The organism is Chryseobacterium sp. CCNWLW53, from assembly GCF_037083525.1.
GTDB lineage: Bacteria > Bacteroidota > Bacteroidia > Flavobacteriales > Weeksellaceae > Chryseobacterium > Chryseobacterium lathyri.
Window position 1 is genome coordinate 1 of sequence record NZ_JBAOJR010000004.1, and the last position, 14,442, is coordinate 14,442.

18 protein-coding genes are annotated in these 14,442 nt (G+C 36.5%); 8 read left to right on the forward strand and 10 right to left on the reverse strand.

The window, feature by feature from the left end; genetic code table 11:
- Positions 1 to 117: 117 nt before the first annotated feature.
- Positions 118 to 258: a microviridin/marinostatin family tricyclic proteinase inhibitor gene (locus V6R96_RS13080; protein ID WP_111953573.1), complete on the reverse strand. Its 141-nt coding sequence runs from the start codon at positions 256 to 258 to the stop codon at positions 118 to 120.
- Positions 259 to 996: 738 nt separating this feature from the next.
- Between V6R96_RS13080 and V6R96_RS13085 the strand changes: the two genes are divergently transcribed.
- Both V6R96_RS13085 and V6R96_RS13090 read left to right on the forward strand, forming a co-directional pair.
- A complete protein-coding gene (locus tag V6R96_RS13085; RefSeq protein ID WP_336379532.1) occupies positions 997 to 1,425 on the forward strand; it encodes a transposase in 429 nt (142 codons plus the stop codon).
- A complete protein-coding gene (locus V6R96_RS13090) occupies positions 1,398 to 1,733 on the forward strand; it encodes a helix-turn-helix domain-containing protein (RefSeq protein WP_111953569.1) in 336 nt (111 codons plus the stop codon). Before V6R96_RS13085 ends, V6R96_RS13090 begins: the two co-directional genes overlap by 28 nt.
- Before the next feature lie 107 nt (positions 1,734 to 1,840).
- On the opposite strand, the gene V6R96_RS13095 is transcribed toward V6R96_RS13090, so the two are convergent.
- The 7 genes from V6R96_RS13095 to V6R96_RS13125 form a co-directional block, all read right to left on the reverse strand.
- Positions 1,841 to 2,398: a DUF4256 domain-containing protein gene (locus V6R96_RS13095; protein WP_111953567.1), complete on the reverse strand. Its 558-nt coding sequence runs from the start codon at positions 2,396 to 2,398 to the stop codon at positions 1,841 to 1,843.
- Positions 2,399 to 2,452: 54 nt separating this feature from the next.
- Positions 2,453 to 2,866, reverse strand: a complete 414-nt coding sequence (locus V6R96_RS13100) for a DoxX family protein (RefSeq protein ID WP_336379531.1) — start codon at positions 2,864 to 2,866, stop codon at positions 2,453 to 2,455.
- Between the two features lie 17 nt (positions 2,867 to 2,883).
- The gene (locus V6R96_RS13105) at positions 2,884 to 3,462 is read right to left on the reverse strand and encodes a YdeI family protein (RefSeq protein WP_111953563.1); all 579 of its coding nucleotides are present in this window, start codon (positions 3,460 to 3,462) and stop codon (positions 2,884 to 2,886) included.
- A 74-nt stretch (positions 3,463 to 3,536) separates the two neighbouring features.
- Positions 3,537 to 4,004: an SRPBCC domain-containing protein gene (locus V6R96_RS13110; RefSeq protein WP_336379530.1), complete on the reverse strand. Its 468-nt coding sequence runs from the start codon at positions 4,002 to 4,004 to the stop codon at positions 3,537 to 3,539.
- A gap of 79 nt (positions 4,005 to 4,083) precedes the next feature.
- Positions 4,084 to 4,416, reverse strand: coding sequence for a helix-turn-helix transcriptional regulator (locus V6R96_RS13115; protein ID WP_034725549.1), 333 nt, complete (start codon positions 4,414 to 4,416; stop codon positions 4,084 to 4,086).
- 207 nt (positions 4,417 to 4,623) lie between these two features.
- Positions 4,624 to 5,019 (reverse strand): VOC family protein, encoded by a 396-nt coding sequence (locus tag V6R96_RS13120; RefSeq protein ID WP_336379529.1) that lies wholly within the window; start codon positions 5,017 to 5,019, stop codon positions 4,624 to 4,626.
- Between the two features lie 691 nt (positions 5,020 to 5,710).
- Positions 5,711 to 6,094: a helix-turn-helix domain-containing protein gene (locus V6R96_RS13125; RefSeq protein ID WP_111953557.1), complete on the reverse strand. Its 384-nt coding sequence runs from the start codon at positions 6,092 to 6,094 to the stop codon at positions 5,711 to 5,713.
- A 128-nt stretch (positions 6,095 to 6,222) separates the two neighbouring features.
- On the opposite strand from V6R96_RS13125, the gene V6R96_RS13130 reads away from it, so the two are divergent.
- A complete protein-coding gene (locus V6R96_RS13130; protein WP_336379528.1) occupies positions 6,223 to 7,014 on the forward strand; it encodes an SDR family oxidoreductase in 792 nt (263 codons plus the stop codon).
- 21 nt (positions 7,015 to 7,035) lie between these two features.
- A complete protein-coding gene (locus tag V6R96_RS13135; RefSeq protein ID WP_223559419.1) occupies positions 7,036 to 7,359 on the forward strand; it encodes a nuclear transport factor 2 family protein in 324 nt (107 codons plus the stop codon).
- Positions 7,360 to 7,580: 221 nt separating this feature from the next.
- On the opposite strand, the gene V6R96_RS13140 is transcribed toward V6R96_RS13135, so the two are convergent.
- Entirely contained in the window at positions 7,581 to 7,754 is a 174-nt protein-coding gene (locus V6R96_RS13140; protein WP_336379527.1) for a hypothetical protein, read from the reverse strand.
- A 173-nt stretch (positions 7,755 to 7,927) separates the two neighbouring features.
- Here V6R96_RS13140 and V6R96_RS13145 point away from each other — a divergent pair, with 173 nt between their 5' ends.
- The 4 genes from V6R96_RS13145 (at position 7,928) to V6R96_RS13160 (ending at position 13,516) form a co-directional block, all read left to right on the forward strand.
- Positions 7,928 to 8,890 carry a beta-1,6-N-acetylglucosaminyltransferase gene (locus tag V6R96_RS13145; RefSeq protein WP_223559420.1) on the forward strand — a complete coding sequence of 321 codons (963 nt, stop codon included), beginning with the start codon at positions 7,928 to 7,930 and terminating at the stop codon, positions 8,888 to 8,890.
- Between the two features lie 222 nt (positions 8,891 to 9,112).
- The gene (locus V6R96_RS13150; protein ID WP_336379526.1) at positions 9,113 to 11,980 is read left to right on the forward strand and encodes an AsmA-like C-terminal region-containing protein; all 2,868 of its coding nucleotides are present in this window, start codon (positions 9,113 to 9,115) and stop codon (positions 11,978 to 11,980) included.
- A gap of 149 nt (positions 11,981 to 12,129) precedes the next feature.
- The gene (locus V6R96_RS13155) at positions 12,130 to 12,885 is read left to right on the forward strand and encodes a LexA family transcriptional regulator (protein WP_336380200.1); all 756 of its coding nucleotides are present in this window, start codon (positions 12,130 to 12,132) and stop codon (positions 12,883 to 12,885) included.
- 19 nt (positions 12,886 to 12,904) lie between these two features.
- Positions 12,905 to 13,516 carry an alpha-ketoglutarate-dependent dioxygenase AlkB gene (locus V6R96_RS13160; RefSeq protein WP_336379524.1) on the forward strand — a complete coding sequence of 204 codons (612 nt, stop codon included), beginning with the start codon at positions 12,905 to 12,907 and terminating at the stop codon, positions 13,514 to 13,516.
- Between the two features lie 11 nt (positions 13,517 to 13,527).
- On the opposite strand, the gene xth is transcribed toward V6R96_RS13160, so the two are convergent.
- Complete coding sequence (gene xth / locus V6R96_RS13165; RefSeq protein WP_223559424.1) at positions 13,528 to 14,301, reverse strand: exodeoxyribonuclease III; 774 nt, start codon at positions 14,299 to 14,301, stop codon at positions 13,528 to 13,530.
- Between the last annotated feature and the right edge of the window lie 141 nt (positions 14,302 to 14,442).

The following is a 14,442-nucleotide window of genomic DNA, read 5'->3' on the forward strand; positions in this document are numbered from 1 at the left end:
ATATCAATATTGTAAAAATCATTCGAGTGGGTAATGCAGAGAATCATTGGCCGGATTTTATTAAAAAAGGAAACTTATGGTAAGTTTCCTTGGAGATGATTTGTTATTATAACTGTCTTAGTTTACAGCTTCATCATTGTCTGATGGATATTTTGTGGTATAGTTTGGCCCACTTCCTTTCACTTTTTTAGGATCTTTAACTTGCTTTTCTAAGAATGATGCAAAAAAAGGTTTCTTTTTTGGATTTTTGTCTTTCATAATGTTTTTGTTTAATTTAATATGATTGAGTTGTTATAACTGTATTAATTTACAAACTTCATCATTGGTGTTCTTTAGTAACAAATCTAATAATAAAATCATTATATAAAAATAATCAGCATTGATAATGATACTCGAATTCCGAATTTTAATATTTTTTGTTTAACTCGAAATGAAAAAATATCTTAAAACAAATCTTACTAACCGAGGAACTTTTCATAGCCAAACGGACTTTCGAAGGAAGAACTTCTATAACCATCAAACTATTCTGACATTCTTATCCTGCATGGTCTAATTTACAAAAAATTGATATAAAATCTGCATTTCCCAGAAAACATTTTTGAGATCAGACATAATCAAGGCCATGCTATGCTCATAGAAAGGATTAAAAACTATTACAACATTGATTACATCACTTTTTTAGTAAAATTAATGAAATTCCGAATTTTATCATCTGTTTATGTGTTGTTTATCAGCTAATTATGAGTGATTGCGTTTGCTGCTCTATTTTTTCCATAGAAGAAAAGATATCTTTGTAATCTTATATATACTAAACAGTTTTAGTTATGGGAAATAATTCTCCGGCTCGTGTTTAGAGACCTATAGTTCTCATACAGGAATTGCTGATTTGCCATACAAGATGTCATAAATATATAAGTAAAAACACAGATTTATAAATAAACACAAATGATGACTAAAATGCTAAACAATTTAGTCTATTCGTACTAAAGAAAAGCAATGAATTTCAAAGAAATACATATCGGAGCTCTCATCAAACAGCGCGTTGCAGAACATGATATAGAGATCCCCCGTATCTGCAACTTTTTTAAATGTACTGAAGATGAGATGGAGGAAATGCTGGTACAGGAGAATCTTTCAACAGATTTAGTTTTAAAATGGTGCAAATTATTGGAATACGATTTCTTTAGAATCTATTCTCATCATTTAATGCTATACTCTTCGCCCTCAACAATCAAGGGGGAAGACTCTGGTAAAGAGAAATCATCACTGCCTGAATTTCGGAAAAATATTTATACCAAAGAAATTATTGAATTTATTCTAGAGCTCATTAAAACCGGGAAAAAAAGTAAATATCAAATCGTAAATGAGTACAAAATTCCTAAAACTACGTTATATAGATGGATAGAAAAGTACATGAAAGAATAAGGCCGGATTATAAAAGAATATACTCAGACCTTATAGAATTAAAGCACCCCGAAAAGAAGGAAAAATGTAAAACAATATTATCTAAAGAACAGCTATCCAGCATCGATATTATTAGAATTAATATTATTATTTTCGGGAATAATGCGAAAAAAATTTCCCTCAATCAGAGACACCGTTCGTATGATAATGAAACGGTACAAAAGATTCTTGATTATCAAAAGGATAACAATTTGAGTAACAGCGAGGTAGCCAGCCATTTTAATATCAGCAGAAATACCATTAGAAAATGGAGAAAAAATACGGTTTGAAATATCTGAAAGGCGAATGATTTTCAGAAGAGAGTAGGGTAAATTATGAATTTATTGTTTTTATAAATTGGAACAGATTACCCCCTCTCAGTATTTGTTATCATATTTTAAACCTTTAATAACCCTCTAAATCCTCTTGCCGCATAATAGGAATCTGCGCCATTATGGTATATAAAAACCGTATTGTAACGGCGGTCACCGAAAATGGCTCCTCCCAGTTCCCGGATATTTGCCGGAGTTTTTATCCAGCTGGAAGTTTTCAGATCAAACTTTCCGAGTTCCTGAAGCTGGCGATATTGCGCTTCTGTTAATAATTCGATGCCCATTTCGGAAGCCCTGTCAATAGCATTACTGTCAGGTTTGTTGGCTTTACGGGCCTCCCAGGCCTGGTAATCGTAGCAGAGACTTCTGCGTTTCGGGCTTTCCGGAGAACAGTCGAAAAAGATATATTCGTCTGTTTTTTTGTCGTAGGCTACCACGTCGGGTTCTCCTTCCGTTTCTTCCATTTCGTTCAATGACCAGAGTTTTTCCGGGGCTGCTTCCAGTTTTTCCTGAATCTTTTCCCAGCTCAGGTCTTTATGACGGTTCATATTTTTCTCAAAACGGGTTTTCAATACCTTTAAAAGCCCTGTGCTCTGTTCGGCTGTCAGTTTCTTTTTGCTCATATCAGTTTTTTTATTTAATGTTTGATTTTAACTGTCTAGTTCTTATCGATCATTTTATGCATGCTCAGAAGGATTTATTACAGCTATTTTTCTGTCTGAAGGCCTGAAATACCATGAAATAATAACTAAAATCAGCAATAACAGAGCCGGAAAAGTCCTTCCAAAAGTATCCCCCACAATGATATGGGAAATAAGTGCTCCGGACATTACAAAGAAAAATCCTGCATAAGCCCACTCTTTAAGCAGCGGACGTTTTGGGATCAGTACAGCAATAACGCCCAGGAGTTTCCAGACCCCGATAATGGTCATCAGATAAGCAGGGTAACCTAGATTCGTGAAGTTTGCAAGTTCATCTTTATTTTTCATAAGCTGAACAATGGCTGTGGATACCATCCCCAATGCCATCCAGATCGTGAAGATCCAGTAGATAATCCTGTTTCTTTTTTGAGATTTGTTCTGTGTTTCCATAAGTAGTTTTTTTGAAGTTAATCGTTTATGCCTTTTCCTGTAAGGATGTGTGGAATATATTTTTCAATCCTGGCTTCTCTTGTTGCAGATTGTTTGGCGGAAGAGAAATGGAGCAGGTAAGCTCTCTGCCGTCCGGGAGTAAGGGCTTCAAAAGCTTCTTTGAGTTCCGGACTTTTATCCAGTTTACTTTGAAATTCTTCAGGCATTTCAAACTCCCTGGTTTTCTTCATAGGAACTTTTATACCGGATTTTTCTATTTCTACAGCTTCATACACATACGTTCTGATTACTTTTTCCAAATCAGTGATTTCTTTAAGGTCAGTAAAGCGGATCTGTCGTGCCGCCTGTACATTTTCTGTCTGCTGAATCAGGATATTCTGAGTGTCACTCAGTAAGGAACCTTTGAAAAAGAGTAGGGCACAGTATTCCTTAAACCCATGGATCAGAACAATATTTCTGCCTTGGTAGGTGTAGCAGGGACAGCCCCATTTCAAATCTTCTTCCAATCCTGTATCGAGAATAATCGTTCTTAATTTTTCAAATTCTTTTTGCCATTGTCCGGCCTTGTCAAAGAAAAAATCAACTTTTGGATTCATAGTGGTGATAGTTTTGAATTTGAGAGTATTAGAGTTGGAGAGTATATCAATTCTTAACCTTTAGTAACTGAAATCTAGTATCTAGTTTCTAAATATTCCTGAAGTCGGTTATGAGCCATATTAAGCCCCTGTGCAAAAGGCAGTTTCAGCATCTGGTCTCTGAAATCAACAGATTTGTAAATGGTATGAATGGTAATTTTGCTGGTACTGTCTGCTAGTTTTTCAAATTCTAAAAATTCGATCTGAACAGGGAAGGGCGTATTTTCCATCTGGAAAGTCCTTGTGATCTTGCAGCCGGGAACAAACTCATGGATGGTTCCGTTGGCGCTAAAAACCACATCGCCCTGAGGATTGGAAGTCTGAAACTGATAGCCTCCATGCGGTTTGTTTTCCATTTTAAGGACTTTGGTGCCCATCCATTGTTCAAAAATTTCCGGTTCGGTGTAGGCTTTGAAAAGAAGCTCAACCGGGAGATCAAATTCCCTGATGATGAATATTTCCTGCTTGCCGTCTTCGGCGTGAATTTTTGTTTTTAATTCCATGATTTTGAGTGTTTTGGGTTAGGTAGTTTGAGTGTTTTAGAGTATTAGAGTGGGAGAGTTTTGGGTAGGAGCGGAAATATTACTCATTACTTATCTTTTTCTGATAGGCTTTCATTACACTTTCCAGCTTATTGAATCTGTCGTCCCACATCTGGCGGAAAGGTTCTATAAAATCGGCTATTTCTTTCATTTTATTGGGATTTAGGTGATAGATAATTTCACGGCCGTTCTGTTCAGATCTCAGCAATTCGCATTCGGTAAGGATCTGAAGATGTTTGGAAACGGTAGGTCTTGCAGTGTCAAAATTGGAAGCGATAGCGCCGGCGGTCATAGATTGCGCGGCTACCAACATCAGGATAGATCTTCTGGTAGGGTCGGCTATTGCCTGGAATACATCTCTTCTTAAATTCATTGTGTAGTTATTTGACTACAAATTTAAATGAAGTTATTTGACTACGCAAGTTTTTTTTGTGAAAATTGTAATTAATATTGAAATAAAAGGGTTTAACGATAAATAATTGTTTCATATTTCCTGTAGATCTTAACGATTAAAACAGATTGAATGTATAAAAATCTGCAACATCTGCCTGATCTGTGAGAAATATTAACTTAATTTATTCTACATATGAAATACATTAAATTTATGCCCGTCAGGATCTGCGAAGACAAAACCATAATAATGGTCTCCGAAGCTTTCAGGTTCCGAAATGATAGTACCGCCGGCTTTCACGACTTCCTGGGCCCACAGATTTGTCTGTTCTATGCTTTCTGCAGAAAGAGTGAATATAATTTCATTGGGGCTCTGAGAGTCACCAAATTTTACATTTTTTAGATTGGCTTCCAGTATTTCTTTTAAGAAAAAATGAATGATCAACTCATTTTCCCCGAAAAAAAAGCTGACCAGCTCATTGGAAGAATTAGGATTATTAGGCCTGAATCCGAGTTCTGTATAGAATTTTTGGGTACGCTCAAGGTTGCTCACTCCAAGATTGGCCCAGATCATTTTAGGTTTCATATTATTTTATTTTTTGGTTAGAATAAAGGTATTGCTTTTTGGAGTAACTGAAATTGCCATGGGACAAGATTTTGTATTTATGATCCAATTTAACATAATATATTGATGCCAGTAAGTCAACCAGTAAATACAGTGAGCGGAATGTTTATAAAGAAAATTCAATGATTCAGAAGCAAATACAAAGACAAGGCTGTGAGCGTTGAAAAGTCTTTGTTGAGCTGACAGAGCATAAGCATCTTTATGACAGGAAAAATTATGGAGAACTTGCTATGATCACGAGCTTGCCGTAATTATTTTTTCTAAGATCGGATTTTTATGCCGTATAGCCATGCACAGCAAATCAGAAATAATTTAACCGGTTTATAGAGAATAAAAATCTAACAATGTACATCAGAGACAATAAGTTTATTGGGCGAGATTGAAAAAGGAAAGTTTTTGAATAAAGAAGAGTTCTCAGAATCCGTTAAAGAATGTCTGACAGAAAAGTTTTGAAAATAGCAGAATCTGAAGAGGTTATACTCCTGTCCTATTATTTATTATTTTTCCTATAATTTATATTATGTTAAATGAGATGTGGTGTTCATTTTGTAAGAACACGATCTGAAGGTCTGTCCTTTTTATCAGATTTTTGTATTTTAACCCAGACAGACAATCTCTATAATTATCTTCTTTAACGTTTTTTGAGATTAATTTAGCTGAAATTTTCTATATCAGCAGATCCTTGAATTCTTTTTATAATCAACGTTCTTAGCCGATCCTCATGTTGATCTGCCCATTGACCTAAAATACCTATTACAGGAATCAAACTTTTACCAAACTCAGTTAAACTATACTCTACTTTTGGAGGTACGACCGGATAAATTTTCTTTGTAACCAATTCGTGGTCTTCCAATTCTTTTAACTGAATGTTTAAAACCCGTCGTGTTGCATCCGGTATCTTACGCTGCAATTCACTTGGTCTTTTATGTCCCTGATCAATGAACCAAAGCAAACGTATTTTCCATTTACCATAAAGTACTTCACCGATCAGATCAAGACCGCAATTTAAGTTCGGTATTATTTTTCTCTCATACATATTGCAAAATTAAACGTATGTTCCGATTAGTGCAATAGGGGAATAATTTATCCCTATATGAATCGTAATTCCGTACTTGTGCAAACTGTTTTTATACCCCAATTTTGTCCTATAAACAATTCTTAAAAATGGAACAATTTAATTTCAACAATGAGTTATCAGGCAAGATTGCATTGGTAACAGGAGGTACAAAAGGAGCAGGAAAAGCAATTGCAGAAAGGTTGCTACAAGCTGGCGCAACAGTTATCATTTCTGCTAGAAATGCACCTGAAAAAGAAAACAGCAATCTGCATTTTATTGCCTCCGATCTGAGCAAGGCGGAAGGAACACAAAAAGTAATCAGCGAAGTATTGTCTACTTATGGAAGGCTGGATATTCTTGTAAATAACCTTGGGGGATCATCTACGCCTGCAGGCGGTTTTGCTGCACTAACAGATGATGACTGGGAATCAACCCTACAAGCTAATTTGCTTGCTCCTGTTCGACTGGACAGAGGTTTTTTACCACAAATGATCGATAGGAAAAGTGGTGTTATCATTCACATCGCTTCCATCCAGGGTAAACTCCCTTTGTACGATTCAACTTTGCCTTATGCAGCTGCAAAAGCAGCTTTGAGAAACTATAGTAAAAGTTTATCAAACGAAGTTACCCCTAAAGGTGTTCGGGTTCTGACTGTTTCGCCAGGCTGGATCAATACGACAGCATCTGAAGCCTGGCTGGGCGAAATTGCAAGAAACGCAAACAGTACTGTAGAAGAAGCGCAACAAAGTGTAATAGATGCATTAGGTGGAATACCTTTCGGTAGACCTGCCGAACCAAAAGAAGTAGCTGAATTAGTTAGTTTTCTTGTATCACCAAGAGCCGGCTATTTATCAGGAACTGAATTCGTAATCGATGGTGGCACAGTACCAACAATTTAATAATCTTAAAAAAAAGAAAATATGAATTTACCAAAAGTAATCACAGAATTAGTAAAAGCTCAGAACGATTTTAATAGCGTTGCCTACGCAAATTGTTTTTCTGATACAGCTGTTGTTTTTGATGAAGGAAAAACACACAATGGAAGAAAAGAAATAGAGCATTGGATCGCAGATTCCAACGAGCGTTACAAATCGGTTATGACGCCTGTCAGTTATGAAGAAAATGGCAGTTCAAGTGTCTTATCTGCAGAGTGTTCAGGTACATTTCCTGGGAGTCCAATTATATTAAAATTTCATTTCGAAATTGTTGACGGACAAATACAACGTTTGAAAGTAACTGATTAAAAAACGGCTAAACTTAGCCGTTTTTTTGAATAACGGGCAAACCATTCTCGGAAGTAATTTTTATTGTTTTTGAGATTTCAAATATTTGAATTTATAAAATACTCCAATACTTTTTAAACCTGATATTTTAAAGAATTTTTTTCGACAAATATGAACATCAAAAATGAACAGAAATGAAATTATTAAAAAACCTCCCGATTGAATTGAGAGGTTTTGAATTTTTACTTTTTATAATGACCTGGTGCATAATGCTTTGCTGATTTAGCACCGGTTACTTTTTTAACCTGTCCCGGTGGAAGGCCATGATTTCCATTAGGCTTTAATCTGGGAGCACAAGAAGCTACAAATAATCCAACTAATACAGCTGCTCCAATTCTTTTAATTATTTTCATCATATTTTTTGAGTTATAATATAAAAAACCGTGCCAATTAAATTTTAAGTATAAATCACTATATTGTATTGCTTATTATATAAAAAAATCCATTTAATTTTTGTATATTTACGGAAATGTCTATTAATACTTTATAAAATAAGTTGTAAACATTCATAATTTTTAAATAATATAAAATGAGTAATGTTTGCCCTGAAGAGAGTAATGGACATAGTATCGGTAATATTCCGATGAAATCCATCAATATTGCGTACTTAATCTTAGTACATCGTTTACCAGACCAATTCAAGCGACTTTTTAAAGCTCTTTACGATCCTTCCAACTTTTATCTTATTCATATCGACAAGAAAGCCAATCAGGAGATTGGCGAAGAAGTCAGTGTCTTTTTACAGAAATACCCGAATGTACACATTCTTAAAAGTAAGAATGTTGTTTGGGGTGGCTACAGCATGGTTCAGGCAGAGCTGGACGGAATGAAATATCTGTTGGACATGGAGATGAAGTGGGACTACTTTATTAACTTAAGCGGCCAGGATTATCCTTTGAAATCACAGAAAATTATTAAAGAATTTCTGTCAAAAAACAATGGGAAGAGCTATATAAAAATTGCGGATCAGAAGAAAAGCAGGCCAGAAACGATGAACCGGATTGAAAATTACTTCGAAGAATCAGAAGATAAAATTTCAGAGGAAACCTATAAAAGAGATTTTATGAAAGGTGTCATTCCCTATATTGGCGGACAATGGATGATCCTCACCCGAAACTGCTGTGAATTTATCTGCAACAGCTCGGAAGTGAAAAGGTTTGAAGACTATTATCTGAATACCTTAATTGCAGATGAGTCTTTCTTCCAGACCGTGTTGATGAATACCTCTTTTGACGGTATTTTGGTAGATGATGATAAAAGAGCAATTATCTGGATTCCTGATGGCGATATTAAATTGAGGCCAAAAACTTTCACTGAAACAGATTTAGATTTTTTGCAAACAGGGAACCATCTTTTTGCAAGGAAATTTGATGATAATGTGGATAGTAAAATCATAGGATGCATTAAAGATCGGTATGATGAGCCTTTTGAAACGTTCATAAAAGTAAGTGATATAAAAAGTATTGCCAAAAATTTAAATCACCTCAATTAAAACTGAACTGAAAATCTCAAAAAAATTTCACAATCTCAAAGATACCCTGGCTGATTAAGCCAGGTTTTTTATTTGTAAAAACGGACTTTACCTTTTTTGTTTTTATGATGATAATTTTAACAAATGGCTTGATTTTAGATTGCGATAACTAATTATTGTTATCAGTTCATAATGATAACATATCAAAATTATGGATCTATGGAAAGGTTTAAAAAAATAATTTTGAAAATTCTAAAATGGACAGGAATTTCAATAGCTGCCATTTTGTTTTTGATGTTTATTATTCCCATACTGTTTCCGGGAACAATTTCTCATCAGGTAAAAATATTTGCCAATAAACATCTTGCGGGAAAGCTCGACTATAAAAAGACCCATCTTACTTTTTTCCGGCACTTCCCTTCCCTTACGGTTTCAGTGGATAATCTTGTTTTACAGGGTTCAAAACCTTTTCAAAATGACACCTTACTGACGGCGAAAGAAGTTGCAGTAGGAATTAATCTGAAAAATCTGATTTTCAACCGTGAAGTAAAAATTGATGAAATATATGTAACCGATGCCAATGCCCATGTTTTTGTGAACAGTAAAGGAGAGGCCAACTACAACGTATACATTTCCAAAACTTCCGAAAAGTCCAAAGATACTACAGAAACAGGAGCATCCATAAAGCTGGATCTGATTAAATTCAGAAACTGGAATATCAAATATAATGATCATTCCGCAAGAGTTTTAGTCGATGCCAAAGGTCTTAACTACACCGGAAAAGGCGGCTTAAGTGAAGATATTTTCGATCTTGAGACTAATCTTGATATTGATAAAGTGGATTTTAGCCTGAACAGGATCTATTATGCCAAACAAAAAACCTTACATGCCGATCTGATTACAAGAATTAATACCAATGCCTTAACTTTTGTTCTGAAGAAAAATGAATTAAGGATTAATGATCTTCCTTTGAAATTCATTGGTTTTATTAGTATTCTCAGGGATGGCTACAATATGGATATCAATGCCGCTTCGGAAAAAACTACAATCCGGGAAATGATTTCCGTATTGCCGCCACAATATCTCGACTGGGCAAAAGGCACCCAAATTGAAGGGAACAGTGATCTGTATTTCCATATAAAAGGAAGGTTCAGTGAGCCTAAAAACATCAAGCCAAGACTCAAAGTACGTCTTTTGGTTAAAAACGGTTTTGTCTCCAACGGAAAAGCACCCGTTCCTATGAACCACCTGAATATGGATCTGAATATAGATCTCCCGTCATTAGATACCAATCAGCTTGTTGTGGACTTAAAAAAACTAAACTTTGATCTCGGTCCGAACAATAATTTCCGTGCTTTCGTGAAAACCAAAGGCCTGAATGAAATGCAGGTAGATGCTGATATAAAAGGTGCTGTAGACCTTCAGACACTTGATCAGGCTTTAGGTTTGAAAGATATTGACATCCGTGGACTTATGGATACCAATATCAAGGCCAATGGTATTTTTAGTATGGACAAAAAGTTATTCCCCAAAACTGACGGTTATCTTCATCTCAAAAACAGTCTGGTGAAAACAAAATACTACCCCAACCCTATTCAGAATATCAATTTGGTAGCCAATATTGTCAATACAGACGGTACTTTCAGAAGCCTTGGTGTAAAGCTGGATCCTTTCAGCTTTGATTTTGAAGGCAATCCAGTTTTCGTCAATGCTGATCTGCGGGATTTTGAAGACCTGCTGTATAAAGTGCGGGCAAAAGGAGTCCTGAATGTCGGAAGAATCTATAAAGTTTTTGCCAAAGAAGGATTTGATGTCAGCGGTCTCATTATGGCAGATCTTTCGCTTAATGGCCGCCAAAGCTATGCTACAAAAGGTCAGTACAGCAAGCTGGACAACAAAGGAACTCTGATTTTAAAGAATATTAAAGCAACCACAGAATATCTTCCAAAATCATTTTTTATCAGAGAAGGAAACTTCCGGTTTGAGAATGAAAAAATGTGGTTCAGAAAATTCCTGGCAACCTATGGAAAATCCGATTTTGCCTTAAACGGTTATCTTTTAAATACCATCAACTATTTTATTGAAAGAAAAGGAACCCTTCACGGAAAATTTGGCTTAAACTCCAATTATATCCTGATTGATGAGTTTATGGCGCTTAAAAACGGGGATAATACCGATAAGTCTATAGAAGTAGAATATGCCAAAGTAGAAAATCCGGGAAGCAGCGGTGTTGTCATTATTCCGGAAAATCTTGATGTTTCCCTGGAAGCCAATGCTAGAAAAGTTGAATTCAAAGGGTTGGCGTTTCATCATCTTAAAGGAAATGCTTCTGTCAATACAGGCCAGATTTATCTTAAAAACACATCATTCGACATCATCGGAAGCCGTATGAATATTGATGCCCGTTACCAGGATGAGTCTCCCCTGACAGCTAATTACGATATCTCTCTTAAAGTTCAGGACTTTGATGTTCAGCGTGCTTATAAAGAAATTGAGATGGTGCGTGAAATGGCCACAGCTGCCAGGAATGTTAAAGGAATCGTGTCGCTGGACTATAAATTGAAAGGAGATTTTGATAAAAATATGAAACCTATTTATCCGTCACTGGAAGGCGGTGGAATTGTTAATCTCCGTGATGTAGAAGTGAAAAATTTAAAAATGCTCTCTGCTGTCGGTGATAACATCGGTGCACAGGCTTTTGATAACCCTGATATGAAAGGAGTAAATATTGAATCCCATATCAAAAACAACCTGATCCATGTGGATAAAATTACATTTAAAGTTTCCGTGCTGAGGCCTTCCATAAGCGGAACAACAAGCTTCAATGGACTACTGGATCTCAGAATAAGAGTTGGGCTGCCACCGGGCGGATGGATTGGTTTTCCTGTCGTTGTGACGGGAACCCATGCCCAGCCGAAAATTAAGATCTTCAGTAAAACTGGACAGGGAATTATTGATGCCCTGTACAATAAAAAATCCAATAAAGTGATCCGTGAAGAAAGACGTGCCGAGAAAAAGACAAGACGTCAGCAACGCAAAGAGAAACAGGCTCAGGAACAAAAAGCGAAAAATGCGGAAAAGCAGATCAACACTGATCTTAAGGAAAAATAACTAATAAATACGAACAAGAAAAAAAACAAGTTGATTCCATGGGATTTATAAGTTTTGCACTGCAAAAACAAGTGCTTTTTTAATCGGAATTTGTACTTTTGTTGATATATTTTGTATCAATGTCGATTTTTTCAAACAATATTCGCTTTTTGAGGGATAAAAGAGAGCTCTCCCAACAATCTGTAGCCAATGAACTGGCAATTTCCCGTGTACGGTATTCCAAATATGAAAACGGAGTTTCTGAACCGCCTATCGGGCTTCTGATAAAAATATCTAAATATTTTCACGTCAGCATTGATCTTCTGGTCTCTGTAGATATCAGTAAATATCCGGTTGAAGACATGCTAAAGCTTTCGGATAACAGAATTGTCCTTCCGGTGGCTGTAGATGATTTGGGTAATGATACCATTGAAATTATTCCGCAGAAAGCATCAATGGGATACCTTGAAGGTTACAGTGACGTAGGTTATATTGAAAGCCTGCAGAGAATTGCCCTACCCTTCCTAACTAACGGCAAATACAGAGCTTTTCCTGCAGATGGAGATTCAATGCCGCCTTTTAGGAACGGATCTTATATCGTTGGGAAATATGTAGAGGGAATTGATGAGCTGAAACCGGGAAAAACTTATGTTTTTATCACTCTAAATGACGGAATTACCTATAAACGTTTCAAGGAAAAAAAGGGGAATACTATCTGTGTAAGTGCCGATAATTCATTCTACGAACCTTATGATATCCCTTTTGAAGAAATTGTGGAAATCTGGCAGTACGCATCAGGGATTTTTCCTGAAGACTTCGAGCCCGGTGACTATGATAATTATAATTTTAAAGAAATGTTCCGGGAACTGAAGCAGGATATCAAACAGCTGGACCAAAAAGTTTCCGGACGCCGGAAACCTAAATAAAGCTGATATAAACAGTGAAATGGATCAGTTAAGCTTATTTAATTCAGATGAATATTTCCGGTTCCCGAAAGAATTGATCGAGTACACCGAACACTTCTTACCGGAAGATGAAGCCTCAGAACTTGAGGAGCTTCTACTTCGTGCTGCACCGTGGAAGCAGAGAACCCAGAAAATGTATGATAAAATGGTTCTGACCCCGAGGCTGACAGCATGGTATGGAGATGAAAGCAGGACCTATCAGTTGGGTGGCAACTCTTTTAATGTCAATCCATGGCTTCCTGAATTATTATCCTTAAAACAACAGATAGAAAAATCATCCGGTTACAAGTTTAATTCTGTACTGCTGAATTTATACCGTGACGGAAACGATTCTGTAGCCTGGCATCGTGACAAAGAAAGCGAGCTGGGGAACCGGCCGGTCATTGCTTCCGTAAGTCTTGGTCAGATAAGGAATTTTGATTTCCGCAAAGCAGATGACCATCGGAATAAATACAGCTTGCCGCTTCAGCACGGATCTCTGCTGATTATGAAAGGAGATCTGCAGGTTAACTGGGAGCACCGTATTGCCAAATCTGCAAAACCCATGAAGCCACGGATCAACCTAACCTTCCGCCTGGTTCATGAAATGTAGGCAATAGATATTTATTTTTCCAATTGAATCCATACAGGCGCATGATCGCTGCTTTTCGTCCAGCCACGGACATGACTGTCGACACCGCCGGATCTTAAGTCTGAATGAAGATATGGACTTAAAAGAATATGATCCAGCCTTATACCTGCATTACGGTCGTATGCCTTATACAGATAATCCCAGAAAGTGTAAACAGTATCATCCGGATATAGCGTACGGATGGAATCAAGCCAGCCTTTATTTAGCAGATCTTTGTAGGCCTTTCTGACTTCTGTCCTGAATAATGCATCATTTTCCCAGCGTTCAGGTTTATAAACGTCCCGGGGTTCAGGAATAATATTAAAATCACCGATAAGTATTGCAGGCAGTTCCATTTTGATGAGCTCATTAGTTCGTTTTTTAAAACGTTTGAGCCAGTCTAGTTTATAATCAAATTTTGGGCCCGGATAAGGATTTCCGTTGGGAAGGTATAGGCAGCATATCACCATCTGGTCAATAATAGCTTCAATATAACGGCTTTGCACGTCTTCAGAATTTCCGGGCAGGACTCTCTGAACTTCTGTGATCTCCAAATCTTTGGCAAGTATGGCTACTCCATTCCAGCTTTTCTGTCCGTTCCATATGGCCTCATATCCTGCTGCATTAATCTCTTTTAAAGGAAAACGTTCCTGGGGTGCTTTTAGTTCCTGAAGACAGACAATATCCGGACTGGCTTCTTTCAGCCATTGCAGCAAGACCGGTAAACGGCCATTGATTCCGTTTACATTATATGTTGCTATTTTCATAGTTTGAGATGATTTAGAAACTATTTACCTGTTTTAGAAGGCAATAATTATTCCATCAAATGGAATGTTGTATATTAAAAATAAAATCCGGAATTATATTGGCATAATTTATTCATTACAATAAAAATAAAACATTATCCC

Coding starts and splice junctions, on each gene's coding strand:
- V6R96_RS13080 (WP_111953573.1), bottom strand. CDS start 258: ATGAAAGACAAAAATCCAAAAAAGAAACCTTTTTTTGCATCATTCTTA.
- V6R96_RS13085 (WP_336379532.1), top strand. CDS start 997: ATGAATTTCAAAGAAATACATATCGGAGCTCTCATCAAACAGCGCGTT.
- V6R96_RS13090 (WP_111953569.1), top strand. CDS start 1,398: ATGGATAGAAAAGTACATGAAAGAATAAGGCCGGATTATAAAAGAATA.
- V6R96_RS13095 (WP_111953567.1), bottom strand. CDS start 2,398: ATGAGCAAAAAGAAACTGACAGCCGAACAGAGCACAGGGCTTTTAAAG.
- V6R96_RS13100 (WP_336379531.1), bottom strand. CDS start 2,866: ATGGAAACACAGAACAAATCTCAAAAAAGAAACAGGATTATCTACTGG.
- V6R96_RS13105 (WP_111953563.1), bottom strand. CDS start 3,462: ATGAATCCAAAAGTTGATTTTTTCTTTGACAAGGCCGGACAATGGCAA.
- V6R96_RS13110 (WP_336379530.1), bottom strand. CDS start 4,004: ATGGAATTAAAAACAAAAATTCACGCCGAAGACGGCAAGCAGGAAATA.
- V6R96_RS13115 (WP_034725549.1), bottom strand. CDS start 4,416: ATGAATTTAAGAAGAGATGTATTCCAGGCAATAGCCGACCCTACCAGA.
- V6R96_RS13120 (WP_336379529.1), bottom strand. CDS start 5,019: ATGAAACCTAAAATGATCTGGGCCAATCTTGGAGTGAGCAACCTTGAG.
- V6R96_RS13125 (WP_111953557.1), bottom strand. CDS start 6,094: ATGTATGAGAGAAAAATAATACCGAACTTAAATTGCGGTCTTGATCTG.
- V6R96_RS13130 (WP_336379528.1), top strand. CDS start 6,223: ATGGAACAATTTAATTTCAACAATGAGTTATCAGGCAAGATTGCATTG.
- V6R96_RS13135 (WP_223559419.1), top strand. CDS start 7,036: ATGAATTTACCAAAAGTAATCACAGAATTAGTAAAAGCTCAGAACGAT.
- V6R96_RS13140 (WP_336379527.1), bottom strand. CDS start 7,754: ATGATGAAAATAATTAAAAGAATTGGAGCAGCTGTATTAGTTGGATTA.
- V6R96_RS13145 (WP_223559420.1), top strand. CDS start 7,928: ATGAGTAATGTTTGCCCTGAAGAGAGTAATGGACATAGTATCGGTAAT.
- V6R96_RS13160 (WP_336379524.1), top strand. CDS start 12,905: ATGGATCAGTTAAGCTTATTTAATTCAGATGAATATTTCCGGTTCCCG.
- xth (WP_223559424.1), bottom strand. CDS start 14,301: ATGAAAATAGCAACATATAATGTAAACGGAATCAATGGCCGTTTACCG.